The sequence below is a fragment of the Cystobacter fuscus DSM 2262 genome (genome assembly GCF_000335475.2).
Taxonomy (GTDB): Bacteria; Myxococcota; Myxococcia; order Myxococcales; family Myxococcaceae; genus Cystobacter; species Cystobacter fuscus.
On sequence record NZ_ANAH02000013.1, the window covers coordinates 217,807 to 243,680 of the forward strand.

Consider the following 25,874-nt stretch of genomic DNA (forward strand, 5'->3'; position numbering starts at 1 on the left):
GTTGTTGGCCAAAGAATAGGTTTCAAGCTTCCTCATCGGGCAAGAGCGTGCGCAGCAACTCGTCGTCGGGGCCGAGCGGGCGCCAGCCAGGCTGCGGTGGTGTGGCGAGGAGCGCATCGCTGGCCTTGTCGGCTCGGTCCCTATGGGTTTCTGGGGTGTCGGCAAACCACGAGCCGAGAGCCTTGGCCACCTTGAATCGGTTGGCGTCGTCCAGCACTGCGGGCCAACCGTCCGGGACGCTCTGGGACCACAGGCGCACGAATACATCTCGCACAAAGCGAGTGACCTGCTTGCTCCGCTCCGCCTCGGCGAGCAGCCCGCGCAGCACCTGCACTCCGGCGACGTCGTCCTCGCCAAGCTCCTTGGCCAGTGTCGCCAGCGAGGCGGTGGGGCGCGCATCAGCGAAGGCGGTGAGCGAATCGTAGCCACGCTCGCGGACCCGCTCGAACAGGCGGACCGCCCAGTTGCCCCGCCACTCTTGTCCGCCGCTCATTGCTCTCTCCATCGCTTTGAACTGACGGGCCCCATCGTGTCATACCTCCATGGAGGCTAGGTGAGGTGACGAGATGACGAAGTTCTACCGGCTCCGAGCGCCAAAACAATCAAGGTACACAGGTCACCTCAGCGCTACGCACAAGTGGGCCCTTCCCGGGCTTCGCTGCCCTGAATGTAAAGCCACCTGGGCCGGGGGCTTCACCGCGTACCCGGGCGTGGACATGTCCGCCCTTCCCGAGCGCGGCGAGTACGAGGCGCCCAGACCGGAGCCCTTCGACGAGTTCACGCGGCTACGTGAGCGGGTGCGGCCCCTCGTGCCTCCCGAGAGCCCGTTGCTCCCTGGAACGAAATTCGGCCCACTGGTGGGCACTGCCACTGGCACCTTCAGCCCGCTATTCTTCTACTACGCCGAGATGCCATTGGTGCATCCCGAGGCACTGGATCGGCTGCGGGACGCGGGAGTGCGGGGCCTACGAGGATTCCGAACGGAGTTGCGCTTCCGTCAGGGGAATCCCCCCGAGCTGCTGGAGTTGGAGATTCCCCCTCATGGCGGGCTACACCCGGACTGCACGCCGGAGCGGCCCCCCAGGTGCTCCAAGTGTGACTGGGACGATTTCGCCTTCCCGGAGGATCCCATTCTGGATGCAGCGTCGCTTCCGGCTCACACTGATGTGTTCCGGCTGAGCGACTTCGAGACCATCTTCATCGCCACCGAGCGCTTCGTGGACACGGTCAGGCGCCTTGATTTTGAGGAGGTCGACTTCCGCGAGTTGCCCGTTCGCTGAGGTAGACTGTTCGGGCCATGGCTCGCCGCAAACAGGCCGACGAAAGCACTGTCAGCATCCGCAACCTCATTGGTTCTGGAAAGGACTGAGGCAAGAGGAAAGGTGGCGTGCGGTGCGGGGACTGGTGGTGGAGGCGGATGCCGAGGCTCGAAGCCAGGGCTCGTCCGTGTTGGGAGCGCGAGCGTTGAGCACGCAGTACTCTCATATCCAGCCCGAGATCCTCAAGCGGAGCCCGGTGCCGTCTCCTCTCTTCGATGACTTCACCAGCTCGCGTTTGGATGGAGGTGTCCCATTCGATCAGAATGTGGATGGTGGGACCGGACAGGACGCAGGATGAAAGTTCCTGTCAACCAGGAAGCTGCCTCGGGCATTTCCAAGCCACCAAGTAGCCTGATGAGCCAGATTTCGAGGGAGATCAACAACTTGGCACTCATCCAGCAATGAACTGTGCAATCACGCCTCTACGGCTGTCTCGACGACTGGAGTCGCATGATTGGCTCCCATGGCCTTCCACCGCGGGTACGGATCCCGCCTCCTGAAGGAAGACGGAGCACAAACACACGTCGTTCCAATTCAACCGCGATACCACGCCATCCAAAAACTGGCGTCAGTCCCGGAGCGTAGGATGGTGGAGAAGGATAAACTCGCGTGAGACGCTATTTCTTACTCTCCATCAGACCCCAGTACTCCGAACTCATTCTCTCTGGAGAGAAGAGGTTCGAGCTTCGAAAGCGGAGGATGGGGACCAATCCGGGAGATGTCGTGGTGATCTACACGTCATCGCCCACCCAGGCTCTCACGGGCGCGTTCCTCGTCCAGGAGGAATTCGAGATGCCGGTGGCTACGCTCTGGAAGCAGCATCGGTCCGTCCTCGGCATCCAGGAAGAGGACTACACCGAGTATTTCCGCAACACGGACCGTGCGGTGGCGATCGCCATCGGACGAACGGTGACGCTTCCGCCCATTTCCCTCGACGAGCTGCGGCGGGTCCGGCCTGGATTCACGCCGCCACAGAGCTACATGTACTGCCCGGAGCCGTTCACTGCGCTCGTTCCCAACGGGACCCTGCGAAAACTCCTCCGCGCGGCCTGACAGTTCCTCGTGCATGGCCTTAATGCTGGGGCTGGGCGCAGGTGAAGAGGTCGCGCATCACCTTCTTGGCCTCGGCGATGAGCGCGGGGCCCTTCACCTCGGCGCCGAGCTTCACCAGCAGCTTCATGTCCGGAGTCAGCCGGTAGTAGCCCTTGGATCGCTGCACCAGCGCCAGCAGCTTCGCGCCATCCAGCAGCGCGTCTCCGCCGAGAATGACAGACAGCCGGCCCGGTCCACCTTCCAGCCCGCGCACGCGCAGCTCGCGCATGTCGATCTTCACCAGCGCCTGCTCGCAGAGGTTGTCCACCTCGTCCGGTGCCTCGCCGAATCGGTCCACCAGCTCCGAGCGCAGGTCTTGCACCTCGTCCGGCGTGCCCGCCTGGCTGAAGCGCTTGTAGAACACCAGCCGCTGGTGCACGTCCGGGACGTAGTCGTCGGGGATGAGCGCCGCGATGGGCAGCGTCACCTCGGGCTCGATGCGCACCTGGGGCGGCTCACCCCGCACCTCGGCCACCGCCTCCTCGAGCAGCTGCGCGTACATGTCGAAGCCAATGGCCGAGATGGAGCCCGACTGCGCCGCGCCCAGCAGGTTGCCCGCGCCGCGGATCTCCAGGTCATGGCTGGCGATGGAGAAGCCCGCGCCCAGCTCGGTGAAGCGCTGCAGCACCTCCAGCCGCCGCTGCGCGTCCTTGCTCACCGTTCGGCGCGAGGGCACCAGCAGGTACGCATACGCGCGCTCGCGCGAGCGGCCCACGCGTCCTCGCAACTGGTAGAGCTGCGCGAGGCCAAACGTGTCCGCCCGGTCCACGATCATCGTGTTGGCGTTGGAGATGTCGATGCCGCTCTCGATGATGCTCGTGCACAGGAGCACCTGGTAGCGCTTCTCGGTGAAGTCGAGCATCACCTTCTCCAGTTGCCCCTCGCCCATCTGCCCGTGCGCCACGCCAATGGTGAGCTGGGGCATCAGCTCGCGCAGCTGCTTCTCCGTGGCGGGCAGCGACTCCACCCGGTTGTGCACGAAGAAGACCTGGCCGCCGCGGGCCAGCTCCCGCTCGATGGCCTCCTTGATGGTGGTCGGGTCGTACTTCATCACGAAGGTGCGGATGGCGCGCCGGTCCTGCGGCGGTGTGGCGATGATGCTCATCTCGCGCACGCCCGACATGGCCATGTGCAGCGTGCGCGGAATGGGCGTGGCCGACAGCGTCAGCACGTCCACCTGCGAGCGCAGCCGCTTGATCTGCTCCTTGTGCTTCACCCCGAAGCGCTGCTCCTCGTCCACCACCAAGAGCCCCAGATCCTTGAACGCCACCTCCCCGCCCAGCAGCTTGTGCGTGCCGATGAGGATGTCCACCTTGCCCTCCTTGGCGCGCTTGAGCAGCTCACGCACCTCGGGCGCCTTCTTCAGGCCGGAGATGACCTCCACCGTGACGGGGTAGTCCTTGAAGCGCTTCTTGAACGACAGGTAGTGCTGCTGGGCCAGCACCGTGGTGGGCACGAGCACCGCCACCTGCTTGCGATCCAGCGTGGCCTTGAAGGCGGCGCGCATCGCCACCTCCGTCTTGCCGTAGCCCACGTCGCCGCACACGAGCCGGTCCATCGGCTCGCTCTTCTGCATGTCCGCCAGCACGTCCTCGATGGCCTTGGCCTGGTCCGGCGTCTCCTCGAACTCGAAGTCCGCCTCGAACTGGGCGAAGTAGCGGTCCGGCGGCGAGAAGGCGTGTCCCGGGTGCGCGCGCCGCGCCGCCGCGATGTTGAGCAGATCCGCCGCCATCTTGAGCAGCTGTTCCTTGACCTTCTTCTTCGTCTTCTCCCAGGACGTCGTGCCCAGCTTGTCCAGCGTCACCTGGGAGGGATCTCCCCCGGTGAACTTCTGGATGAGCCGCATGCGGCCCACCGGCAGGTAGATCTTGTCCTTGCCCGCATACTCGAGGACGAGGAAGTCCCCGGGCACGTTGTTCACCTGCATCTTCGTCAGGCCCTGGTAGCGGCCGATGCCGAAGTCGGTGTGGACGATGAGATCGCCTTCCTTGAGATCCTTGAAGCCCGCGGCGAAGGCATCCAGGCTCTTGGAGCGCCGCGCGCGGCGGCGCGAGCGGGCGCCGAAGATCTCCTCGTCCGACAGCAGCGCGAAGCCCCCGGGGCTCGGGTCCACGAAGCCGTGGCTCACCTCGAGCGCGAAGAGGTGGGCGGAGATGGCGGGCTCGTAGAGCCGGGCGGCGTCCGCGAGCGGCTCGGTGTGCACGCGCACCATGACGTTGCGGTCGAGCAGCAGTCGCTTGAGCCGGTCCGCCTGGCTCAGGGTGCCACACGCCACGGCGCAGGCGATGTGGCTGTCGCGCCAGCGCTGGAGCCGCTCGATGAGCGGGGTGAGCGCGCCTTCCTCTCCGTGGTGGGCGAGGATGGCCTCGCGCACGTCCTGGGTCGTGCCGTACGAGAAGTGCACGGGGGCCTCGCCCTGGGAGAGCGACAGGCCTCCACCCTCCATCACCCGGAAGGCGCGCAGCCGCTGCTCGGCCTGCTCCCGGGTGAGGAAGTGTTGCTCGGGCGGCAGGGCGAGATCCTGCCGCTCGTGGGCGGCCTGGGCCGAGCGCGTGATGTCGGCCCACAAGTCCTCGGCGGCGCGCTCGAGGCTCAGCGGATCATCCAGGTAGAAGAGCGGCTCCGCGCTCCACTGCGCCAGGTAGTCGAAGACGGTGCCGAGTCCTCCCGGGAAGAAGCCGGGCAGCAGCGCCTCGAGCCCGAAGCCGGGCAGTCCCTCGTGGAGGGCATCGAGCTGCTCGCGCAGCTTCGAGGTGGGCAGGTTGATGCGATCGGCCACGGCGCGCGCGGCCGCCTCGGCGTGCACGCGCGTCTTCTCGGAGAAGATGACCTCGCGCGCGGGCAGGAGGATGATCTCCTTGAGCGGATCCACCGTGCGCTGGGTCTCCGGATCGAAGACGCGGATGGACTCGATGGTGTCGCCGAAGAACTCGATGCGGACGGGCTTGTCGTAGAGCGGGCTGAAGACGTCGATGATGCCGCCGCGCACGGAGAACGTGCCCAGGTCCTCGACGAGGGGGCTGGACTGGTAGCCCATGTGGGCGAGCTTGCGCGCGAGCTCGTCGCGGTCGAAGTCCTGGCCCACGCTCAGCCGCTCGGACAGCTCCTTCATCACCTGGGGCGGCAGCACCTTGCGCAAGAGTCCGCGCAGGGACAGCACGAGCGCGGGTGCGCGGGTGCCCTGGTTGAGGTGGAAGAGCGCGCCGAGCCGGTCCGCGACGACGTCCGCGTCCGGGGAGAGCTCGTCGTAGGGGAGGACTTCGTCCGCGGGCATCCGCAGGACACGCGGCTCGCGGGGCGTGCCCGGGCCGCCCAGGAAGAAGGCGAGATCGTGGGCGAGGGCGTCCGCGGCCTCCTCATCGGGGGCGATGCACACCAGGGGGGCCTTCAGGGTGCGCAGCAGCCGGGCGAGCGCATAGCCCCGTCCCGCCCCCTGCAGTCCCTGGGTGCGGACGCGCTGGCCGGGGCGCAGCAGCTCCACGACGCGCGCCACGGGGTCACCGGCCACTGGAGGCGCGCGGAGGCCCTCCGCATCGAGCTTCTGGGTAAAAGGAGTGTCCATCCGGAGACGCCACGAGGCGTGTTCCGGTAATTAGGAGCCGGACCCCAGGGGGTCAACGGAAGAGCGCGGGAAGCGACGGATGCAGGTCATCCGGGGGCCCAGGCGCCCGGTTGGCTACGCGTGTACCACCGTGAAGTCCTCGTCATCGTCGTCCCCCCCGCCGCTGCCGCCGTCCTTCCCACCCCCACTGCCCCCCTTGGACAGCGAGGTCCCCGTGGGCTGGGTGCCCTCCGGGTCCGGGTGGGCCGTCGGGCGGTCGGACAACCGCGAGGCGAAGGTCAGGGCGAGCAGGGAGACGAGGGCAAAGGTCAGGGTGCGCATGGAACTGCCTCCTGCCCGGCGGGGACGCCGGGCTTCCTGGGTATATTCAGCCCCGGGCGGCTCAGCCCTTCTGGAACCCGCGGACGTACGCCACGAGGGCGTCGATCTGTTGAGGGGTCAGCTTGTCCTTGTAGGCCTTCATCTTCTTGTTGTCGCGAGAGCCCTCGGCGATGACCTCGCGGATCCGCGCGTCCGTCCAGGACTTCTGCCAGGAGGGCAGGGACAGGTCCTGGATGGCCTCCTTCTTGCCCATCTGGGTCTGCCCCTTGCCGTCCGGGCCATGGCAGGACTTGCACTTGGCCGTCCACGTCTCGGCGACGGTGTCTTCCTGGGCCTGGGCGGCGGTGGCCGCGAGGGAGAGCATCAACAGGGCGAACCGGAACTTCATGTGGGACCTCCAGTCGGGCGTCGGCCCGGCGCGATGTGTGGATGTCAACTCATCGGGCCAGAGATGGCCAGGGAGAATCCCACCCGCTTCCCGGGTTTCCCTGGGTGGCCGTCGAGGCGGCGTGCCAGTCGGGCGGAGGCTTCCCCGCTCCCCCCGCGCGGAGGTTCACGGAGGGTCAAAACAACAGCGTCCGGCCCGGGGGAACGAGCCACACCTGCTCCAGGAGGTTCACCGCGCCCTGGTCATGGGCGTCATGCCGCACGGTGACGGCCTGGATGCCGAGCAGCACGGCGAAGGCCGCCAGCCCAGCCAGGAGAGGAGCACGTCCGGGCCGCTCCCCGGCCGAGGCCAGACGAACGAAGACCCAGAGCGCCACGCCGAGCAGCACGAGCCCCAGGGCGAGGCCCGCCACCGGGTTGGGCAGGCCGAGCAGGTTCAGCACGTTCGGGGGCACGTAGCCGGCCCGGAGCAGCGGCACGGCCAGCCCGAGCACCACGTTGGAGACGTCGTCCGGGACGTAGTTGACGAAGGTGGCCAGTCCCGTGAACACGATGGAGGTGGTGCACAGCGCGGCGGCGACGCCTGCCCAGGCCCTCCGTCGCGCGCTCCGTGCGTGCTCCAGCAGCAGGCCCACGGGCAGCAGGAGGAAGGGCACGAGTCCCGTCAGGTGGCGGGGGCCCGTCGTCCAGCCCCAGGAGTCATAGGAGAAGGACGAGGTGAAGTAGGTGTAGCCGAGCAGCAGCGCCACCGTGAGCCCCAGGTGCGCCCGCATCTCCGGGCGGGTGCGCGCCTCGCGTGCGAGCACGCCCAGTCCGGGCAGCGCGAGCAGCAGGAAGGGCGAGAGGGTGAACAGGCCCCGGAGCGGGGAGAAGAAGGAGAGGGCGAAGGCGCGCGGATCCGGGTAGCGGATGCCGAGGAAGCCCCCCAGGTGCCAGGGCTGGTAGGCCGCGTCGTTGAGGTGCTTGTACCCCGTCTCGAGCGGGTGCCCGAAGGCCGCCTGGTGGTAGAGCATCAACCCCGCCACGAAGGGCAGGGCCCCGAGCACGGCGAGTCCGGTGCCCTGGAGCAACCGGCGCGCGCGGGCCCGGGAGGGCTCCTCGCGCCAGAACACGCTCAGCGCGGCGTACAGCACCAGGCCCAGCACGCCCAGGCCCCCGGTGTACTCGGCGGCCAGCGTGGCGCCCGCGCAGGCTCCCGCCACGAGGTAGCCCCACGGCTTCCACTCGTCGCGCGCCACCCGCCACAGCGCGTAGAAGCCGCCGAAGAGCAGCACCGCGGTCGTCTGATGGCTCATGAAGAGCAGCGAGTAGCTGAACGCCAGCGAGCCCAGCCCGTAGGTGATCGTCACCGCGTCGGCCACTCCAGCGGACACGTAGGCCCCGAGGAAGCGGCGCACGAGTCCCAGCAAGAGCAGCGTGGGCAGCACCGTGAGCACGAGCCGGCTGAAGAAGACGAGGGGCACCTCGCCCACGGAACGGAGCGTGCCGCCGCCCGCCGCGCGCAGCACGCCGTAGACGGGCACCGCGGCGAAGGACAGCAGCGGCGCCTTGGACGGGTAGTACTTCCCGTCCTTCACCGACAGGTCCCCCACGTAGCCGAAGTCACGCAGCGCCCGGTTGATGTCGAGCGTGCCGTACTCCACCAGGGCGCGTGTCTGCCACAACCGGCACAGCTCGTTGGGCGAGCGCAGGCCGGGGTGGTACGGGAAGAGCAGCACGTACAGCGCCACCAGCGCCGCCAGGACTGCTCGGGACGGGACGCTCACAGCGCGTCGCTGCCGCGTTCCCCCGTGCGGATGCGCACGGCCTCGTCCACGGGGATGACGAAGATCTTCCCGTCGCCGATCTTCCCTTCCGTGCCGGAGCGCGCCGCGCGCACGATGGCGTCCACCACGCGCTCGGCCAGGTCGTCGTCCACCACCACTTCCACCTTCACCTTGGGCAGGAAGTCCACCACGTACTCGGCGCCCTTGTAGAGCTCCGTGTGGCCCTTCTGCCGGCCGAACCCCTTCACCTCCATCGCGGTGAGGCCTCGCACTCCCACCTCGTGCAGCGCGTCCTTCACGTCGTCGAGTTTGAACGGCTTGATGATGGCTTCGATCTTCTTCATTGCGCACCTCCCGTGGCCCGCGCCACGGCGAAGAGGCTCATTCCCACGGGCAGCGTCACCCGGCTCTCCGCCTTGGCGAACAGTGGGGCGAGCCGATCATAGACCTTGAGCTGCAACTTGGGCACCGAACGACGACGCATCACCCGGCTGTTCATGAACCAGCCGGGAACACCCACCAGGTTCATCCACTCCAACGTCTCCACCTCGAAGCCGTTGCCCTCCAGCACCTGGAGCAGCCCCTCCTTCGTGTAGCGGCGGTGGTGGCCCACGGCCTCGTCGATGCTGCCAAAGAGCCGCGGCAGCGCCGGCACGAGCACCACCACGCGTCCCCCGGGCGGGAGGATCTGCCGGAAGCGGCGCACCGCCGAGGCGTCGTCGGGGATGTGCTCCAGCACGTTGGACAGCACGATGGTGTCCAGCCGCTCGGCCTTCAAGGACTCCCAGTCGGCCAGCGCCACGTCCGACAGGTAGGGCCGGACATGGGGGCGGCCCCGGAACTTGTTCTTCAGCCGGTCCACGTAGAAGCGGTCCACCTCGAGCGCGATGAGCAGCTCCAGCCCCGGCTCCAGCTTCTCGGTGATGGTGCCGATGCCCGCGCCGATCTCCAACACGCGCCGGCCCAGGTGCTCGCGGAATCGCTGGCCGAGCCACGCGTTGTAGTTGTTGGCGCCGTCCATGCGCTCGAGCGTGGTGTAGCCCTCGTGCTGGTTGTCCGCGTCGTCGCGCACCGTGGCGTAGCGCACGAGCGTGCGCAGCCGCGACCACTGGGACGCCAGGGGCTGGTGCGGCGGCGTGTCCAACCCCACCGGCACCTCCGCCAGCCGGTAGAGCTGCGCCGCCAGCTTCACCACGATCTCCGCGTCCACCGCGTCGTCGTCGCTGGTGAGCGCCACGGACTTGAGCGCCTCGGTGCGGAAGGCGCGCTGGCCACAGAGGGGATCCGTGAGCGTCACGTCGGTGACGAAGCGGGTGATCTGGCCCAACGCCCGGTCCGCCAGCACGCTCGCGCCGAGCCCCGTGCCCGCGCGGTTGCCGAACACCGCGTCCGCCCGATCCTCCTGGATGGGACGGCACAGCGCCTCGCAGGACTCCAGCGAGTAGGCCCCATCCGCGTCCTGGAGCACCGTGATGCCGCCCTTGACCCGGTCCAACGCCGTCCGGATGGCCACGCCCTTGCCGGCCACGCCCGGGATGACCTGTACGTTGGGGGAGGAAGGCGCGTCCAGGGGACCGTCTCCCACGAGGATGACCTCGGTCTCGTTCCGCTGGGCGAGCGCCCGCGCGAAGCGCGACGCGGCCGGAGCGGACAGGGGGGTATAGGGGATGACGATCGATACGGAGGGGCTCACGGCTTCGTGCCTATCACAACCCCGGGCTTCCGCGTGGGAGGGGACGCACTCTTCGGAAAGGCGACATCCGAGGCCGCCCGGTCTCACGGCGGCTTGTCCCGTGAGGGCGGGGCGCCAGGTTGCGGCCTTCTCCCCTTTCGAATCGAAGGTGGACCCGGTGTCGAATGACTTTCCACCCGCCCCCTGGTGGCTCCGCGGACAGATGTATGCCTCCCTCTGGTGGGTGCCCGCCCAGCGCCTCCAAGCTCCGCCCGGCACGATCTTCCGGTTCTCGCCCCGGCTGCTCCGAGGGGCCGAGTGGTCCATCCCCCAGGACAGTCCCCTGGCCTCGCTCGGCCTCGCGGGCGCGCGCCCGTGGGTGAGCTTCCAGGCCCGGGACTTCGAGTGGACCCTGCCCGCGGCGGTTCCCGTGGACTGACTCAGGAACTGGGGGCCACCACGCCCTTGTTCTGGCGGAAGGGCTGGGCCTTGCCGTACGTCAGCGAGCGCCACAGCCACTCGGCCGGACCGAAGCGGAAGCGGGCGAGCCACACATGGCTGAAGGCCACCTGCACCGCGAAGACGGCCAGGGTGAGCGCGATGCTCGCCGCGGGGCCCACCCGGCCCATCAGTCCCAGGCCGAAGCCGTAATACATCAGCAGGCTGAGCACGCTCTGGGCGAGGTAGTTCGTCAGGGCCATGCGGCCCACGGGGGCGAGCACCCGCAGCCGCCGCTGCCACCTCTCGCGCTGGAAGAGGAGCACGAGGCCCGAGGCGTAGAAGGCGGCCAGTCCCAGCTCGGCGAGCTGGCGCACCGGGCGCAGGTAGTACTGGGACAGTCCCTGTGCATCCAGCAGCTTCTGGCGGATCAGGTACTGCGCCCCGAGCGTGGCGATCGTGCCGAGCGCTCCCACGACGAGGCTCCAGCGCAGCAGCGCGCGGAAGAAGGGCAGGTGCCGGGACACGTCGTGGAAGAGGCGCCGCCGTCCGGCGAGGAAGCCCAGCAGGAACCGGCCGAAGAGGGCACACAGCATGGGCGGCAGCCGCCGGACGAACTCGCCGAAGTAGAACCGGGCGTGGGCGCCCACCACGTCGGGGTAGCTGCCATGCAGGAAGGTGTCCAGTCGCTCGGCCCGGTTCGCGTCGGCCTGTTCCTTCAGCACCCGGGCCGCCTCCGTCCCCGCCGCGGGTCCCGGCCCGGACAGCCACTGCATGCCGGCGGCCACCCCGATGGGAATCACGAGGATGAGCAGGGTGGCCCAGACGAGCAGCTCCTTGTCCGAGCGTCCTCGGAACAGCAGCAGCAGCAAGCCCACGGGGGCGTAGGTGGTGAGGATGTCGCCGTACCAGATCCCCAGCAGGTGCACGGCGCCAATGAGGAACAGCACACACAACCGCCGCGTGTAGAGCGGAGCGATGGAGGCCCCGCGCGCCTCGGCCCGGAGCAACTGCACGGAGAAGCCCAGTCCGAACAGGAACGAGAACAGGGTCATGAACCGGCCGTTGACCAGGGCCGCGATGCCGTGGATGGCGAGCACGTCCCACCAGGGCGTCCCCGCCAGGGGGGCCTCGAGCTGTGCGCGCGGCAGGAAGGCGCGGCCGGTGAACCACCCGAAGACGTTGGACACGAAGACTCCACCCAGCGCGAAGCCGCGCAGCACGTCCAGCAGGACGAGCCGCTCGCTGGCGTCGATGGGCCGGGCCTCGTCCGCGAGGGCAGGGGAGGGGGGCGGGTTCATGGCCCCCTGGTTTCTATATCGTTCGGAGGATGGCGGGGGCCGTGGTCTTCCGATTGCGTCCCGGGCGCGGGAGTCGCTAAAGCGCTCCCATGGCCATCAGTCTCCTCGACACCTTCCGCGTCCTCTCCTCGTTCGATCCACCTCGGGGCTCGCTGCGCGGGGCGCCCTGGGAGCAATACGTCGACTGGGCCATCGCCCAGGGACTGGCGCCGCTGGCGTCCTACAACCTCGAGTACCGCCTGCCCAACTCGGGGGCTCCAGAGTGGGCGAGGGATCGGTTGCTCAGCATCTACTCGGGCACGGTCAACGACAACGTCATGAAGCTCGTCAACTTCAAGCAGTGCGTGGACGAGCTCGAGGGCCGCCAGTTGCTGTTGATCGGTGCCGCGTCCTTCGCCGACTCGCTCTACCCCCATGTGGGCTTCCGCCCCGTGCTGGAGGTCCAGGTGCTGCTGCGGCGCATGGACGTGGAGGGCTTCACCGGCTACCTCGCCCAGCACGAGTTCCGCCCCGAGCCGGACGAGCCGCTCCACGGCGCCCAGAAGGTGCTGTCGGATACCCGCACCCCCATCTTCCTCTACGCCGACGTGCTCGGCTCCCAGCGCCAGGTCGAGCTGCGGGGCGTCTTCGAGCGCGCCAGTCCCCTGAAGATGTACGGCCCGTCGTTGTTCCGTCCGGACCTGGAGGACGCGCTGCTGCTCGTGTGCCTGGAGCATGCGCGCGAGGGCTACCAGGTGCCGTGGTTGTCCTTCGTGGACCTGCGCGAGCTGGTGCTGGGGGCGCCGTCGATGGGCGGCGTCTACTCGCGTCCCCTGGACGTGGCGGCGCTGCTGGAGCGGGCCCGCGCGTGGCGGCTGGAGCGTGCCCTCTACTCCTCGTTGTCCATCGTCTCGCGGCTCTTCCCCGAGACGGCCGCCCTCATCACGCCTGCTCTCCCGCCCCTGCGCCGGGCGACCCGGGAGCTGCTCGATCGGCTCGTCGTCCTTCCCGCCAGTGAACCCGGAAAGATGAGCCATGCGCGGGGGTCGGACCGCTTGCGTCGGCTGCTGACCGGACAGTGAGGGGGACTCCCCCTTCCCTCGGAGCGTCGGTCAGCGTAAGAGCGGGAGCAGACCTTTTGCCCGCCAAGGACGCGCATGCACATCTCCATCATTGGTTCAGGCTACGTGGGACTCGTCGCGGGGACGTGCTTCGCCGACTCGGGTAACGACGTCATCTGCGTGGACATCAACGCGGAGAAGATCGCCCAGTTGCAGCGAGGCGAGATTCCCATCTACGAGCCGGGCCTGGAGGAGCTCATCCGCAAGAACACGCGGGAGCGACGCCTGTCCTTCACCACGGAGCTGTCCACGGCGGTGGCGCGCTCGCAGGTGGTGTTCATCGCCGTGGGCACGCCCGAGGGCGAGAGCGGCGAGGCGGACCTCCAGTACGTCCTGTCCGCGGCGGAGCAGATCGGCCGGGCCATACAGCAGTACACGGTGGTGGTGGACAAGAGCACCGTGCCGGTGGGCACCGCGGACAAGGTGCGCGAGACCATCGCCCGGGTGACCCAGGTGGAGTTCGACGTCGTCTCCAACCCCGAGTTCCTCAAGGAGGGCGCCGCGCTGGACGACTTCCTCAAGCCGGACCGGGTGGTCATCGGCACCGAGTCCGAGCGGGCGCGCAAGGTGATGGGCCAGCTCTACGCGCCGTTCGTGCGCACGGAAAACCCCGTCCTCTACATGGACACGCGCTCGGCGGAGCTCACCAAGTACGCCGCCAACGCCATGCTCGCCACGCGCATCTCCTTCATGAACGACATGGCCGCGCTCTGCGAGAAGGTGGGCGCGGACGTGGACTTCGTGCGCAAGGGCATGGGCGCCGACAAGCGCATCGGCTATCCGTTCCTCTTTCCCGGCGTGGGCTACGGCGGCAGCTGCTTTCCCAAGGACGTGAAGGCGCTGGTGGCCAAGGGGCGCGAGCTGGGGCTGGAGCTGGATCTGCTCCGCGCGGTGGAGCGCACCAACGAGCGGCAGAAGCGCACGCTCGTGCAGAAGGCGCTCAAGCACTTCGGCTCGCTCGATGGGCGCACCTTCGCGGTGTGGGGCCTGGCCTTCAAGCCCAAGACGGACGACATGCGCGAGGCGCCCTCCATCGAGGTCATCGAGGGGCTGCTCGCCAAGGGCGCCCGGGTGGCGGCGCATGATCCGGTGGCCGAGCGCACCGCGCGCCGCGTCTTCGGCGATCGCATCCGCTACACCCAGCTGCCCTACGAGGCCCTGGAGGGCGTGGACGGGCTCTTCGTCGTCACCGAGTGGAACGAGTTCCGCCACCCGGACTTCGAGCGCATGAAGAAGCTGATGAAGACGCCCGTCATCCTCGACGGCCGCAACATCTACGACCCGGAGCGCATGCGCGAGCTGGGCTTCACGTACATGGGCCTCGGCCGCCGCTAGCCCTCACTCGAGCGGTCAGTCGGGGAAGGCGCACTCCACGGCGCCTCCCCGCCAGACTAGCGGGACAGTCCACAGGCCTGCTTGCCTTCGTCCGTCTGGAGGATGTCGCAGCTGGCGCGATCGTCCGCCTTGATGGTGCAGGTCTCCAGCCGCTGCTCGCACGCCGCGAGCTCCGCGTCGGTCGGCTCGACGTTGCGCTCGCGATTGGCCACCTCGATGACGCAGTCGGCGCGCTGATACTCATCGAGGCAGTCGCAGTAGCGCTCCGACAGCTCCCGGCACGGATTCTTGCAACCGGCGAGGGCGAGCAGAACGGAGAAGCTCAGACAGAGGACGGCGGATCGGCGCATGAGGGGGCCGAAGATGCCAGATGGGGCTCCGGATGCAAGCGGAGGCCACCCGGGCGCGGGGCGGGCTACTTCTGGAAGTCGTAGACGGGGCCCAGGTGCAACAGCCGCGTCAGCTCGTCGAGCGCCGTCATCGTCTCGCGCGCGAGCCGGGGATCCCTCAAGTCCTCCGCGCGCAGCTCCTCGCGGTAGTGCCGCGTCACCCAGTCGGCGAGCGAGGCGTGCAGCTCTGGCGTGTAGAAGACGTGGGCCTTCACCGCGGCGCGCTCGGCGTCGGTGAGCCACACGCGCTGGCGCAGACACGCCGGGCCGCCCCCGTTGTTCATCGACTGGCGCACGTCCAGGTAGTGCACCGCCTTCACCGGGTTGTCCCCGGCCACCACGCGCTCGAGGAAGCGCCGCGTGGTGGGCGTCTCCCGGCTCTCCTCCGGGGCCACGATGGCGAGCGAGCCGTCCGGCAGCGCGAGCACCTGGGAGTTGAACGGGTAGGCCTTCACCGCGTCGCGCACGGGCAGCTCGTCCTCGGTGGCGAGCGCGTAGGTGAAGCCCTCGCCGAGCCGCTCGCTCAGCGTACGCAGCAGCCCCGGCGCGTCCACGAAGGCCAGCTCGTGCAGCATGAGGAAGCCCCCGCTGCCCACCGCCAGCACGTCCGTGTGGAAGGCGCCCGCGTCGATGCCCTCGGGGGCTTGCTGGGGCAGGAGCACCTGGGCGGGGTCGAGCTGGTGCAACCGCGCCAGCGCCTCGCTGGCCTCCAGCGTCTGCCGGGCGGGAAAGCGGGTGGGGTGGCGCACGTCGCTCCGCCACGCGCTGCGGCCCCATGCGAGCAGGTGCACGGCGCGGTGGCCGGGCGTGACGAGCCGGGTGTGATTGGCCGCGCCCTCGTCCGCGAAGTGCCCGCCTCCGGGCAGCGGCGCGTGGACGGCGAAGTGGCGCTCGTCCGCGAAGATGGCGCGCAGCACCGCGTGCGTCGTCTCCGCCTCCAGGGCCCGGTGGAACATCTGCTGGAGGTTGGCCACCGTGAGGTGCATGCGCCCATCCGCGGTGTCCTCGCTCGGCGCCCCCGTGGCCGCGTTCGCCGTCCACATGGCGGCGCTGCTGGAGGTGAGCCGCAACAGGTGCTCCGCCTCGCGGGCCGCCCGGGTGATGAGCTCCTCGTCCGTGCCGGTGAAGCCCAGCGCGCGCAGCGTCTTGAGCGAGGGCCGGGGGTGGGGGGGCAATACCGCCTGGCCCACGCCCAGGCCCGCCACGAAGCGCATCTTCTCCAACCCCTGCAGCGCCGCCGCGCGGGGATGGCTCACCGTGCCGCCATGCTGGGCCGAGGCGAGGTTGCCGGGCGAGAGACCGCCGTAATTGTGGGTGGGACCGACGAGGCCGTCGAAGTTGTATTCGCGCATGAGGTATGGACACGCTCGTGGAGCGTCCTCCCCTAACAAAGCGCCTCAAGCGCTTCCTCCGCTACCTCCTCGTGCGCGCCGCCCTCGCCCTGGTGGGAGCCCTGCCGCTCGGTTTCGCCCGGTGGCTCGGCGCGGGCTTCGGCCGCCTCGCCTTCGCCCTGGCCGGGGGGGAGCGGCGCAAGGCCTTGAAGTCCCTCGCCCGCGCCTTCCCGGAGAAGTCCGACGCGGAGCGTCATTCGCTCGCCCGCGCCTCCTTCCGCCACCTGGGCATGGCCGCCTTCGAGGTGGGGGCCACTTCGTCCATGGATCGACAGTTGGATCGGCTGGTGCGCTGGGAGGACGCGGATCGGCGCGTGCTCGACGCGGCGCTCGCCCGGGGCAAGGGAGTGGTTTTCGTCTCGGGGCACGTGGGCAACTGGGAGCTGTTGGCGCGGCGGGTGTCGCGCGCGGGCTACCCGAGTCAGAGCATCGCCAAGGAGACGACGGACCCGCGTCTCACCGCGCTCGTCGGACGCTTCCGGGAACTGGGCGGGGTGCGCAGCATCTGGCGCGGCCAGGAGGGCGCGGCGCGCGCCATGCTGCGCGCGCTCAAGGCGGGGGAGATTCTCGGGCTGCTCATCGACCAGGACACGCGGGTGCAGTCGCTCTTCGTGCCCTTCTTCGGGGAGCTGGCGGCCACGCCCCGGGCGGCGGCGGACCTGGCGCTGCGCACGGGCGCGGCGGTGGTGGTGGGCTTCTGCCAGCGCGAGCGCGAGGGCTACCGCTTGTGGATGGAGGAGGTGGCGTGGCGGGCGGGGACGGACCGCGAGGCGGACGCCCTGGCGCTCACCGCGGCGCTCTCCGAGCGCATCGAGGCCGCCATCCGCCGTGCTCCCGAGCAATGGGTGTGGATGCACCAGCGCTGGAAGACCCGGCCTCCCCCGGCCTCCTGACTCACGCGCGCGCGAGCACCACCAGCACCAGCGCGATGGCCGCGGGCACCGTCTGCACGAAGAGGATGCGCCGGCTCACCGTGGCCGCGCCGTACAGGCCCGCCACCATCACGCACGCCAGGAAGAAGACCTTGGCCTGGAAGGCCACCGGCTCCGCGGCCACCAGGCCCCAGACGAGGCCCGCGGCGAGGAAGCCGTTGTACAGCCCCTGGTTGGCGGCGAGCGTCGCCGTCTGCGCGGCGTAGGCCGGCTCCGTCCTGAACACCTTCATCCCCCGGGGCTTCGTCCAGAGAAACATCTCCAGCACCACGATGTAGACATGGATGGCGGCGACCAGTCCCACGAACAGCACGGCGAGCAGACTCATTCGGCTTTCCTCGAGCGGCCCCGGTGCGTTCTCGGACGTCTCCCGGGGTCGGTTTGATTTTCCAACTGGGTGCACCCTAGCACGTGGGTTGGGATTTCCAACTGATTCGTTAGGATGGGGGCATGCCGAAGAAGGAGGCCGGTCCTCGGGTGTGCTCGATGGCCGATGCGCTGGAAGTGGTGGGAGAGAAGTGGTCGCTGCTGGTGGTGCGCGAGGTGTTCTACGGCGTGCGGCGCTTCGAGGGCATCGCCCAGAACACCGGGGCGCCGCGGGACGTGCTCACCGCGCGGCTGCGCAAGCTGTCGGAGGCGGGCGTGCTGCGCCGGGTGCAGTACTCGGAGCGGCCCGCGAGGAGCGAGTACCACCTCACCGAGGCCGGGTTGGATCTGGCGCCCACGCTGCTCAGCCTGCTGCAGTGGGGGCGGCGGTGGACGTCGGACGTGCCCGCCACGCCGGGTGCGCTCGTGCATGACTGCGGGGAGCCGCTGCACACGGTGTTGACGTGCCGCGCATGCGGGCGCCGCGTCACCGGGACGGACCTGAGCATCCATCAGATACCCATCCGTCCCGTGGAGCCGCGGTGATTCAGCAAGGCATTGGCGTCCACCCGGAGCATTCACTGGCCTCGATGATGTCTAGCAGTCCTTGAGCAGTCTTTGGGCGGAGCAGTCTTTGGGCGAGGGCCACGCACACCACGGCTTCTCCCATTATCGCAACGGGACCGGGTGGAGTTGCGGCCCCTGGCGTGAAGGGGTGGAGAAGCCGTTAGGATACGGGTGATCCGCCATGTCCCATCGCGACGAAGCCATGCCCCCACCCGTGCCGCACGGAGAGGAGAAGACCGAGACGGAGCCGATGCTGGCCTCCACCGGGGTTGCGCCCGTGGAGCAGGCTCCGCGAGAGCCGCTCCCCGCGAGGCCGCCGCGGCAGGTGGGCCGCTTCCTGCTGCTCAAGCAGTTGGGACAGGGCGGCATGGGCGTGGTGTACGCGGCGTATGATCCAGACCTGGATCGCAAGGTGGCCCTCAAGCTGTGGCTCGTGAAGGACGAGGGCACGGACCTGGAGGAGGGCAGGGCGCGGTTGGTGCACGAGGCCCAGGCCATGGCCCGTGTCTCCCATCCCCACGTCATCCCCGTCTTCGAGGTGGGCTCCTGGGAGGATCAGGTCTTCGTGGCCATGGAGCTGGTGGAGGGGGGCACGCTGCGCGAGTGGCTGCGCGAGCGGCCGCGCTCCTGGCGCGAGGTGTTGGAGAAGTACGTCGCGGCGGGCAAGGGCCTGGCGGCCGCGCACGCGGCGGGACTGGTCCACCGCGACTTCAAGCCCGCCAACGTCCTGGTGGGCCACAACGGCCGCGTCTACGTCACCGACTTCGGCCTGGCCCGGCGCGATGCCCGCTTCACTCCCTCGCGGGGACTGACCCAGGAGGCGCTGCCGCTGCCCAGGCCGGTGTCGGTGCTGCGGCGGTCGCTCACCCAGGAGGGCATGGTGCATGGGACGCCGCACTACATGTCACCGGAGCAGACGCGGGGGGACGCGGTGGACGCGCGCTCGGACCAGTTCAGCTTCTGCGCCGCGCTGTACCTGGCGCTGTACAACACACGCCCCTTCGATCCCGAGGAGATGGCCCGGGCCGCGGCGCACCGGGGGGCCTCGCCGTCCATCATCCAGGAGCCGCCGCGCGGGGTGAAGGTGCCCGTCTGGGTGCGGCGCGCGGTGATGCGAGGATTGTCGCTCGAGCCCGGTGCGCGCTTCGCCTCCATGGATGCGCTGCTGGGGGCGCTCTCCCAGGAGCGGCGGCTGACGCGGTGGCGCTGGCTGGGCGTGGGGGCCCTGATGGGACTGGCGCTCGTGGCGGTGGGGAGCGCGGCCGTCTGGCGCTCCCGGCTGTGCACGGGCGCCGAGCGGCAGATGGCGGAGGTGTGGGGCGCGCCGGAGCGTCAACGGGTGGAGGCCGCCTTCGAGAAGGCCGGGGGCCCCGCGGCGGGGCAGATGTTCCGCCGGGCCTCGGCGGTGCTCGATACGTACGCCGTGGCGTGGTCCCGGCAGAGCACCGAGGCCTGTGAGGCCACGCGCCTGCGCGATGAGCGCACGGAGCTCCTGTTGTCCCAGCAGGTGGTGTGCCTGGAGCTGCGGCGCGAGAGCCTGCGCGCGCTCGTGAAGGTGCTGGGAGAGGTGGACGCCCGGGGCGTGGAGAAGTCGCTGGACGCGGTGTACGCGCTGCCCGCTCCCTCGGATTGCGCGAACGTGGGGACGCTGTCCGAGCAGCAGCCCCGGCCCGTGGATCCCTCCCGGCGCGCGGATCTCGAGCGGTTGGAAACGCGGGTGGCCGAGCTCAAGGCCCTGCTCGACGTGAGCCGTTACCCGGCGGCGCTCGAGGAGGCCGAGGCGCTCGCACCGCGCGTGGTGGCCAGCGGCCATCTGCCCCTGCTGGCGGAGATGCGCTTGCATCAGGGTTGGCTCCTGGCGCTCATGGGCAGGACGCAGGAGGGCGCCTCGCTGCTGGAGCAGGCCGTGTATGACGCCGCGGCGGGAAGGGCGGACCGCCTGCAGGTGTCCATCCTCAACAAGCTGCTCTTCGTGACGGGGCAGTTGGAGCACTACGCGGACGCGGAGCGCTGGGGCCGGCTGGGCGAGGCGATGGTGCGACGGCTCGGCGGAGACACGCTCCTGGAGAGCGACTTGCTGATGAACCGCGCCCACCTGGCCCTCTGGCAGGAGAAGCCCCAGCAGGCGCGTGTCTTGTTGGAGCGGTCGCTGGCGCTGCTGGGAGGGCTGCCGCCCGGGCATCCGAAGCGGGCGCGCGTGACGTACACGCTCGGGCGGGCGCTGTTGGACCTGGGCGAGACGCGGCGGGCGGTGGACATGTTGGAGGAAGCGCTGCGGCAGATGGAAGCGGCGGTGGGCCCGCGGCACCTGGAGCTGGCGTGGTTTCACGGAGAGCTGTCGCGCGCGCTGCGCGAGAACGCGGAGCCGGCACGCGCCCTGGAGCACGCGCGTTTCGCGGCGGACCTCTACCGCTCCTCCTCGGTGGATCCGCTGTCGCTGGCCGATGCCCTGGATTCGCAGGGCATGTGCCTGCTGGCCCTGGAGCGCAACGAGGACGCCCTGCATGTCTTCCGCGAGGCGCTCGGACTCAAGCTCCAGAACCTGCCGCCCGAGGACGGCGAGTTGCAGTCCTCCTATGACGGAGTCGGCCAGGCGCTGCTGGCCCTGGGCCGCACGCGCGAGGCCATCGCCATCCTGCGGCGCGCCGGCACCTTCGAGAACGTGCCCGAGAAGGTCCTCGGTGGCACGGGGTTCGTCCTGGCCCAGGCGTTGTGGCGCGACGGCCGCGTCAAGGAGGCCCAGCTCGAGGCGGCCCGGGCCCTCGAGCGCTTCACCCGGGCGGGCAGTTCCCAGCGCGCGGCCGAGGTGAAGTCATGGATGGGGATGCTCGCGCGCTGAACCGCCGGGCCCGTCGCTCCAGCCCGTCTCCTTCTCGAAGCGACGTACCAGGAAGTCCACCCACGCGCGGACCTTCGGCGTGACGGTGCGTCCCGAGGCGTGAACGGCCCAGATGGTCAGACGCGGGAGCGTGTAGTCCTCGAGCACGGCAACCAGCCGGCCGCTGCTCAGCTCCTCGAAGACCACGAACAGGGGGAACTGGCCAATCCCGATGTTCGCGAGCACCGCGGCCTTGAGGGCCAGACTGCTGTTGGCCTGCAGCGGTCCTCCCACCGGGACGAGGAAGTCCTCCCCGTGGCCGCTCAGCCGCCATGTCGTTCCCGAGGCGAGATAGGTGTATTGCAGACACCGGTGCTGGCGCAATTCCTCGGGCTTGCGCGGCGTGCCGTGGCGCTTGAGGTACTCGGGCGTCGCGCACACCACGCGGCGGCTGCTGGCGATCTTCCTGGCGGTGAGGGACGAGTCCGGCAGCTCGGCGATCCGCACCGACATGTCGAAGCCCTGCTCGACGAGATCCACCACGCGGTCATCGAGCTGGAGATCGAACTCGATCTCCGGATGGCGGTTGAGGAACTCCGGTACGGCCGGGACGATATGCACCAGACCGAACGTCATGGGCACGCTCACGCGCAGCCGGCCCCGGGGCTTGCTGCGCAGGTTCATGGCCTCGGCCTCCGCCGCCTCCAGCTCCTCGGCCATGCGCCGGCAGCGCGCGTACAACGCCTCGCCCTCGGCCGTGGGGGACAGCTTGCGCGTCGTGCGGTGCAGCAGCCGCATGCCCAGCATGTTCTCCAGGTGCATCACCTGCTTGCTGACCGTTGCCTTGGTGACCCCAAGCACTCGGGCGGCGGCTGTGAAACTTCCGGTTCGCACGACCTCCGCGAAGGTGAAGTAACACCCCACGTCCTTCATTGGTCTTCTCCTGGAAACAATCCTTTTCCATTCCCCTCATTGTTTCTACCCCGGGGAAACAAATAAACGCTGTGGGAAAGGTGACCTCCCAGACACGCGCGCAGCCCGGCGGAGATGAAGATATGACCTCAAAGAGGTGGGTGTTCGCCGTCGTCGCGGCTCTGCTGCTTCCGCTGGCGGCCTGCACCTCGGCCACGCGCGAGCCCTCCGTCGAGCAGGAGTTCCCCTCCGCTCCCGCCACGCGGGGGGTCCTCCTGGAGACGGCCTTCCGCCTGGGCAGACGGCCGGGGCCGGCACCCGAGGTCAGTGACGCGCCGCCCGGAACCCCGCTCGCGCACCGGCAGCTCAGCCAGCAGTCCCCCAGGGACATGCAGGAGGCGCTCTTCGCCCGGGCCGCGGCCCTGGCGGATGTCGTGGTGGCACCCAGCGGAATCTCGGTCCCGGGCGCTCGTGCCTTCTGGCTCCGGCCCGAGGCGGTCCTCGGGCCCCGTGCGGCCTTCCAGGTGGGAACCGAGTTCGCTCACATCCACCCGGCGCACGATGGAAGCCTTCACATGAAGTTTCCTCCCGGCGTGGCGGAGAAGGTGTACCAGCAGGGCTGGGGCGCGCCTCATCCCCGCTCCGGGACTCCCATGGTCTTCGGGCCACGGGACGCGGCCGAGCTCGAGGTGGTGTGGCAACTGCTGTTGCGCTCCTACGTCTGGGCCCGTGAGGGTCAGGCCGTGGACGTCCAGGTCGATTGATTCAACAGACGTGAAAGAGGATGGACATGAAGATTCTGGTCACTGGAGCAACGGGTTACATCGGCTCGGCCGTCGCCGGAGCGCTCGCCAAGGCCGGCCATCAGGTCAAGGGACTCGCCCGCTCCGACGACGCGAAGCGCAAGCTCGAGTCGCTGGCCATCCAGCCCGTGCGGGGTGACCTCACGGATGCGGCGGGCCTGTCCGCCCTCGTGCAGGACTTCGACGCGATCGTCTGGACCGCCACCGCGAACAGCGAGGCCGTGGACGCGCCCGCGGTCGCGGCGGTGCTCGACAAGCTGGCGGGCACGGGCAAGACCTTCCTCTACACGAGCGGCGTCTGGGTGCATGGTGGCACGCGCGGCGGCGTGGCGGATGAGGACAGCCCGCTCAACGCGGCCGAGCTCGTCGCCTGGCGTCCGGCCGTGGAGAAGCGGGTGCTCGCCACGCAGGGCATCCGGGGCATCGTCATCCGCCCGGGCATCGTCTACGGACGCGGGGGCGGCATCCCCGGGATGCTCGGCTCGTCCGCGCGTGAGGGGGGCGCCGCGCGCTTCGTGGGCACCGGGGAGAACCACTGGCCGGTGGTCTTCATCGATGATCTCGCGGACCTGTACGTGCGCGCCGTCGAGCGGGCGTCCGCGGGCACCACCCTCCTGGCCGTCCAGGGCCCCTCCTTCAAGGTGAAGGAGATCGCCGCCGCGGCGAGCGAGGGCGCCGGGGCGGGAGGCAAGACGGTTGCCTGGCCCCTGGAGGAGGCCCGGACGCAGTTCGGCGCGTTCGCCGATGCGCTGGCGCTCGACCAGAAGTTCTCCGCCCGCCGGGCGGAGCAGTCCCTGGGCTGGGCGCCCCGTGGACCCAGCATCATCGAGGAGCTGCGCAGCGGCTCCTACGCCCAGCGCTGAAACGCTTTCCATTCCCGTCGTTCCCACTTGGAGCAAAACCCCATGAAGCAGTCCCTGAAGTCCGCCGTCGCCGCCCTGGTGCTCGCCTCCCCGTCGTTCGCCTTCGCCACCGAGTACGACATCGACGCGGCCCACTCGAGCGCCCAGTTCGCCGTGAAGCACATGATGGTGTCCAACGTGCGCGGCTCCTTCTCGAAGGTGACGGGCAGCGCCAACATCGACGAGAAGGACATCACCAAGTCCACCATCGAGGCGAGCATCGACGCCACGACCTTCAACACCAACGACACCGCCCGGGATGAGCACATGCGCGGCCCGGAGTTCTTCGACACCGCGAAGTATCCCGCCCTCACCTTCAAGTCGACGAAGGTGGAGAAGGCGGGCAAGAACCTGAAGGTGTCCGGCCAGCTCACCATGCACGGCGTGACCAAGCCGGTGGTGCTGGACGTGGAGGGCTTCACCACCGAGTCGAAGGATCCCTGGGGGAACTTCAAGCGCGGCGGCACGGCCACCACGAAGATCAACCGCAAGGACTTCGGCCTGAGCTGGAACAAGGTGCTGGAGACGGGCGGCGTGGCGGTGGGCGAGGAGGTCTCCATCACCATCGACCTGCAGCTCACGAAGAAGCAGGCGCCGGCCAAGGCGGCCACCGACACCAAGTAGTCCGCCGCGAGCGCCGTGGGTTGTCCGAAGGGGCCCGGTGACGGGCCCCTTTTTTTCCATGCGCGGCTCCCGTCCCGGGAACACCAGGACGGAGAGGGCCGTGCGGAAGACCCCCCCTTGCAGGCGCCTCCCTTGCAAGAGGGGATTGTTTCTTCTTGGAAATTGACTGTTTTCGTTTTCAGCCGAATTTTGGGTTGCGAAAGCCGGTACAGTGAATTCCGCTCGATAGGGGAGTTCGTTGAAATCCGGATTTCGTCCAGACCCGAGGCTGCGTCAGCTCGGCGATTCGCCGCTGTCGTTGCTGCTCGTCACGGGGGCGGTGCTCGGCAGCATGTTGCCGATGTCTCGCCTGGCCCGTGCCGCGGGCTGGTCGCCGTTGGCCTTCGCGTTCTGGCCCGCGCTCGGGAGTGGACTGCTCCTGGCCCTCGCGGGGCCGCGGGCCGGCGCCAGGGACAATGTGGGCACGCGCCTGACCTCATGGGTGTACACGTCGCCTCCGTTGTTCACCCCTGCGTTCGCCTGGGTCGAACGCTACCGGTCGTTGCGCCTGGCCGGAATCCTGCTCGGGACGGGCGTGATTTCCGGACTGCTGTTCTTCAACGAGCACCTGACGGTCCCGACGTGGGTGGCGATGGCCATCCTCCTGGCGGGGAGCTGGCTGGTCAATCCGCGACCCCAAGAGGCACGCACATGAGCGCCACCGCTGTTTCCCTTCCTCCTGAGTCGCGGCGGGTGATGCTGCGGCGCGCGCAGGACCGTGGACACGCCAATTTCGGCTGGCTCGACGCGCGCTTCAGCTTCTCGTTCGCCTCGTACCAGGATCCGGCGCATGAGAATTTTGGCCCACTGCGCGCGCTGAATGAGGATGTGATTCTTCCGGGCACCGGCTTTGGCCCTCATGGCCATAGCGACATGGAAATCGTGCTGTATCCGCTGTCCGGCGTCATCGAGCACCGTGACAGCCTGGGCACTCACGCCCTCGTACGCCCCGGCGACGTGCAGCGCATGAGTGCCGGCCATGGCATCATGCACAGCCAGATGAACGCATCACAGAGCAAGCTGGATCACCACCTGCAGATCTGGCTCCTTCCCTCCGTGAGCGGTCTGCCGCCCAGCGTCGAGCAGGCGCACTTCGACGACGCCGCCAAACACAATCGCTTCTGTCTGATCGCGTCGCCAGACCGTCAGGACGGCTCGGTCAAGCTGCATCAGGATGCGCGCATTTCCGCCGCGATCATGGAGCCCGGCATCCGTCTTTCCCGCGAACTGGCGGCGGGACGTGGTGGCTATCTGCACGTGGCCCGGGGTCGGCTGGAGGCTCGTCCCGAGGGAGAGCAGCCGGTGCTCTTGCGCGCGGGCGATGCGCTGAAGCTGGTGGAGACTCCCTCCGTGGAGCTCGTGGCGGAAGAGGTGACCGAGGTGCTGTTCTTCGATCTCCCCCTGTCGCCCCAGGGATGAGTCCGTATCCTCCCCCGGGGGAAGCACCTGCCACGAATTCCTGACGGAATCCACGGGACGCCGGCTTCGGGATGGCGCGGTCATGCTCGGGAGTCGCTGTCTGACTCCTGGAATGGCGTCACCACGAGTTCTGGCCATGGTGTCGTCGGTGAGAGGGGTTGCTCGTCGCCCGGCGTATGACGGCAGGGTCCCCATGGATTGGCGTCCTGGTGGAAGCGGTTGGCGGTTGTAGGAAAGCAGACATCCCCCGAATCAGGGCAATCAGTGGATTCCACGATGCCGCTCGTTGATGGGAGACCGCCATGAACACCATTGCCCTGACTCATGCCAGACAACCGGGGACGCGATTCCACGAATCACGGACCTCGATGCCGCGAGCTGGTTCGAGGCGTGTGGCTTTTCCATGTTCAAGGCACGTG

General features: G+C 69.0%; 25 protein-coding genes. 13 read left to right on the forward strand and 12 right to left on the reverse strand.

Features of this window, described 5'->3' with window-relative positions; genetic code table 11:
- Window positions 1-22: 22 nt before the first annotated feature.
- Window positions 23-493 carry a hypothetical protein gene (locus tag D187_RS23475; RefSeq protein WP_002628114.1) on the reverse strand — a complete coding sequence of 157 codons (471 nt, stop codon included), beginning with the start codon at window positions 491-493 and terminating at the stop codon, window positions 23-25.
- A gap of 73 nt (window positions 494-566) precedes the next feature.
- On the opposite strand from D187_RS23475, the gene sitI6 reads away from it, so the two are divergent.
- Window positions 567-1,280: a SitI6 family double-CXXCG motif immunity protein gene (gene sitI6, locus D187_RS23480; protein WP_043431267.1), complete on the forward strand. Its 714-nt coding sequence runs from the start codon at window positions 567-569 to the stop codon at window positions 1,278-1,280.
- Window positions 1,281-1,928: 648 nt separating this feature from the next.
- Window positions 1,929-2,372: an ASCH domain-containing protein gene (locus tag D187_RS23490; protein ID WP_155893531.1), complete on the forward strand. Its 444-nt coding sequence runs from the start codon at window positions 1,929-1,931 to the stop codon at window positions 2,370-2,372.
- A gap of 19 nt (window positions 2,373-2,391) precedes the next feature.
- Here D187_RS23490 and mfd read toward each other — a convergent pair whose 3' ends face one another.
- The 6 genes from mfd to D187_RS23520 all read right to left on the reverse strand — a co-directional run bounded on the left by mfd (window position 2,392) and on the right by D187_RS23520 (window position 10,140).
- Window positions 2,392-5,973: a transcription-repair coupling factor gene (mfd, locus tag D187_RS23495; protein WP_002628118.1), complete on the reverse strand. Its 3,582-nt coding sequence runs from the start codon at window positions 5,971-5,973 to the stop codon at window positions 2,392-2,394.
- A 114-nt stretch (window positions 5,974-6,087) separates the two neighbouring features.
- The gene (locus D187_RS23500; RefSeq protein ID WP_002628119.1) at window positions 6,088-6,294 is read right to left on the reverse strand and encodes a hypothetical protein; all 207 of its coding nucleotides are present in this window, start codon (window positions 6,292-6,294) and stop codon (window positions 6,088-6,090) included.
- Window positions 6,295-6,355: 61 nt separating this feature from the next.
- Complete coding sequence (locus D187_RS23505) at window positions 6,356-6,682, reverse strand: c-type cytochrome (RefSeq protein WP_002628120.1); 327 nt, start codon at window positions 6,680-6,682, stop codon at window positions 6,356-6,358.
- Between the two features lie 175 nt (window positions 6,683-6,857).
- On the reverse strand, window positions 6,858-8,447 hold the full coding sequence (locus tag D187_RS23510; protein ID WP_002628121.1) for a hypothetical protein: 1,590 nt from the start codon (window positions 8,445-8,447) through the stop codon (window positions 6,858-6,860).
- The gene (locus tag D187_RS23515; RefSeq protein ID WP_002628122.1) at window positions 8,444-8,791 is read right to left on the reverse strand and encodes a P-II family nitrogen regulator; all 348 of its coding nucleotides are present in this window, start codon (window positions 8,789-8,791) and stop codon (window positions 8,444-8,446) included. Before D187_RS23515 ends, D187_RS23510 begins: the two co-directional genes overlap by 4 nt.
- Window positions 8,788-10,140, reverse strand: coding sequence for a bifunctional glycosyltransferase/class I SAM-dependent methyltransferase (locus tag D187_RS23520; RefSeq protein ID WP_002628123.1), 1,353 nt, complete (start codon window positions 10,138-10,140; stop codon window positions 8,788-8,790). Before D187_RS23520 ends, D187_RS23515 begins: the two co-directional genes overlap by 4 nt.
- 202 nt (window positions 10,141-10,342) lie before the next feature.
- Between D187_RS23520 and D187_RS23525 the strand changes: the two genes are divergently transcribed.
- On the forward strand, window positions 10,343-10,558 hold the full coding sequence (locus D187_RS23525; RefSeq protein WP_002628124.1) for a hypothetical protein: 216 nt from the start codon (window positions 10,343-10,345) through the stop codon (window positions 10,556-10,558).
- Between the two features lies 1 nt (window position 10,559).
- Here D187_RS23525 and D187_RS23530 read toward each other — a convergent pair whose 3' ends face one another.
- Entirely contained in the window at window positions 10,560-11,858 is a 1,299-nt protein-coding gene (locus D187_RS23530; protein WP_002628125.1) for a DUF418 domain-containing protein, read from the reverse strand.
- A gap of 89 nt (window positions 11,859-11,947) precedes the next feature.
- On the opposite strand from D187_RS23530, the gene D187_RS23535 reads away from it, so the two are divergent.
- On the forward strand, window positions 11,948-12,919 hold the full coding sequence (locus D187_RS23535) for a nucleotidyltransferase family protein (protein ID WP_002628127.1): 972 nt from the start codon (window positions 11,948-11,950) through the stop codon (window positions 12,917-12,919).
- A 75-nt stretch (window positions 12,920-12,994) separates the two neighbouring features.
- Entirely contained in the window at window positions 12,995-14,293 is a 1,299-nt protein-coding gene (locus D187_RS23540; protein ID WP_002628129.1) for a UDP-glucose dehydrogenase family protein, read from the forward strand.
- 56 nt (window positions 14,294-14,349) lie between these two features.
- Here D187_RS23540 and D187_RS23545 read toward each other — a convergent pair whose 3' ends face one another.
- Complete coding sequence (locus D187_RS23545) at window positions 14,350-14,643, reverse strand: hypothetical protein (protein ID WP_002628131.1); 294 nt, start codon at window positions 14,641-14,643, stop codon at window positions 14,350-14,352.
- Window positions 14,644-14,708: 65 nt separating this feature from the next.
- Complete coding sequence (astB, locus tag D187_RS23550) at window positions 14,709-16,034, reverse strand: N-succinylarginine dihydrolase (protein WP_002628133.1); 1,326 nt, start codon at window positions 16,032-16,034, stop codon at window positions 14,709-14,711.
- A 5-nt stretch (window positions 16,035-16,039) separates the two neighbouring features.
- Here astB and D187_RS23555 point away from each other — a divergent pair, with 5 nt between their 5' ends.
- Entirely contained in the window at window positions 16,040-16,966 is a 927-nt protein-coding gene (locus tag D187_RS23555; protein ID WP_002628134.1) for a lysophospholipid acyltransferase family protein, read from the forward strand.
- A gap of 1 nt (window position 16,967) precedes the next feature.
- Here D187_RS23555 and D187_RS23560 read toward each other — a convergent pair whose 3' ends face one another.
- On the reverse strand, window positions 16,968-17,333 hold the full coding sequence (locus D187_RS23560) for a DUF1304 domain-containing protein (RefSeq protein WP_002628136.1): 366 nt from the start codon (window positions 17,331-17,333) through the stop codon (window positions 16,968-16,970).
- A 122-nt stretch (window positions 17,334-17,455) separates the two neighbouring features.
- On the opposite strand from D187_RS23560, the gene D187_RS23565 reads away from it, so the two are divergent.
- Both D187_RS23565 and D187_RS23570 read left to right on the forward strand, forming a co-directional pair.
- Complete coding sequence (locus D187_RS23565) at window positions 17,456-17,917, forward strand: winged helix-turn-helix transcriptional regulator (protein ID WP_002628138.1); 462 nt, start codon at window positions 17,456-17,458, stop codon at window positions 17,915-17,917.
- A 202-nt stretch (window positions 17,918-18,119) separates the two neighbouring features.
- Window positions 18,120-20,777 (forward strand): serine/threonine-protein kinase, encoded by a 2,658-nt coding sequence (locus tag D187_RS23570; protein ID WP_002628140.1) that lies wholly within the window; start codon window positions 18,120-18,122, stop codon window positions 20,775-20,777.
- Here the strand turns inward: D187_RS23570 and D187_RS23575 are convergent.
- Window positions 20,751-21,689 carry a LysR family transcriptional regulator gene (locus D187_RS23575; RefSeq protein WP_002628141.1) on the reverse strand — a complete coding sequence of 313 codons (939 nt, stop codon included), beginning with the start codon at window positions 21,687-21,689 and terminating at the stop codon, window positions 20,751-20,753. The genes D187_RS23570 and D187_RS23575 overlap by 27 nt on opposite strands.
- A 122-nt stretch (window positions 21,690-21,811) precedes the next feature.
- On the opposite strand from D187_RS23575, the gene D187_RS23580 reads away from it, so the two are divergent.
- The 5 genes from D187_RS23580 to D187_RS23600 all read left to right on the forward strand — a co-directional run bounded on the left by D187_RS23580 (window position 21,812) and on the right by D187_RS23600 (window position 25,455).
- Entirely contained in the window at window positions 21,812-22,432 is a 621-nt protein-coding gene (locus tag D187_RS23580; protein ID WP_002628142.1) for a luciferase domain-containing protein, read from the forward strand.
- Between the two features lie 26 nt (window positions 22,433-22,458).
- Window positions 22,459-23,334, forward strand: a complete 876-nt coding sequence (locus D187_RS23585; RefSeq protein ID WP_020918224.1) for an NAD-dependent epimerase/dehydratase family protein — start codon at window positions 22,459-22,461, stop codon at window positions 23,332-23,334.
- A 42-nt stretch (window positions 23,335-23,376) separates the two neighbouring features.
- Complete coding sequence (locus D187_RS23590) at window positions 23,377-23,997, forward strand: YceI family protein (protein WP_002628144.1); 621 nt, start codon at window positions 23,377-23,379, stop codon at window positions 23,995-23,997.
- 238 nt (window positions 23,998-24,235) lie between these two features.
- Window positions 24,236-24,691: a hypothetical protein gene (locus tag D187_RS23595; protein WP_002628145.1), complete on the forward strand. Its 456-nt coding sequence runs from the start codon at window positions 24,236-24,238 to the stop codon at window positions 24,689-24,691.
- A complete protein-coding gene (locus tag D187_RS23600; protein ID WP_002628146.1) occupies window positions 24,688-25,455 on the forward strand; it encodes a pirin family protein in 768 nt (255 codons plus the stop codon). Before D187_RS23595 ends, D187_RS23600 begins: the two co-directional genes overlap by 4 nt.
- Window positions 25,456-25,874 lie beyond the last annotated feature (419 nt).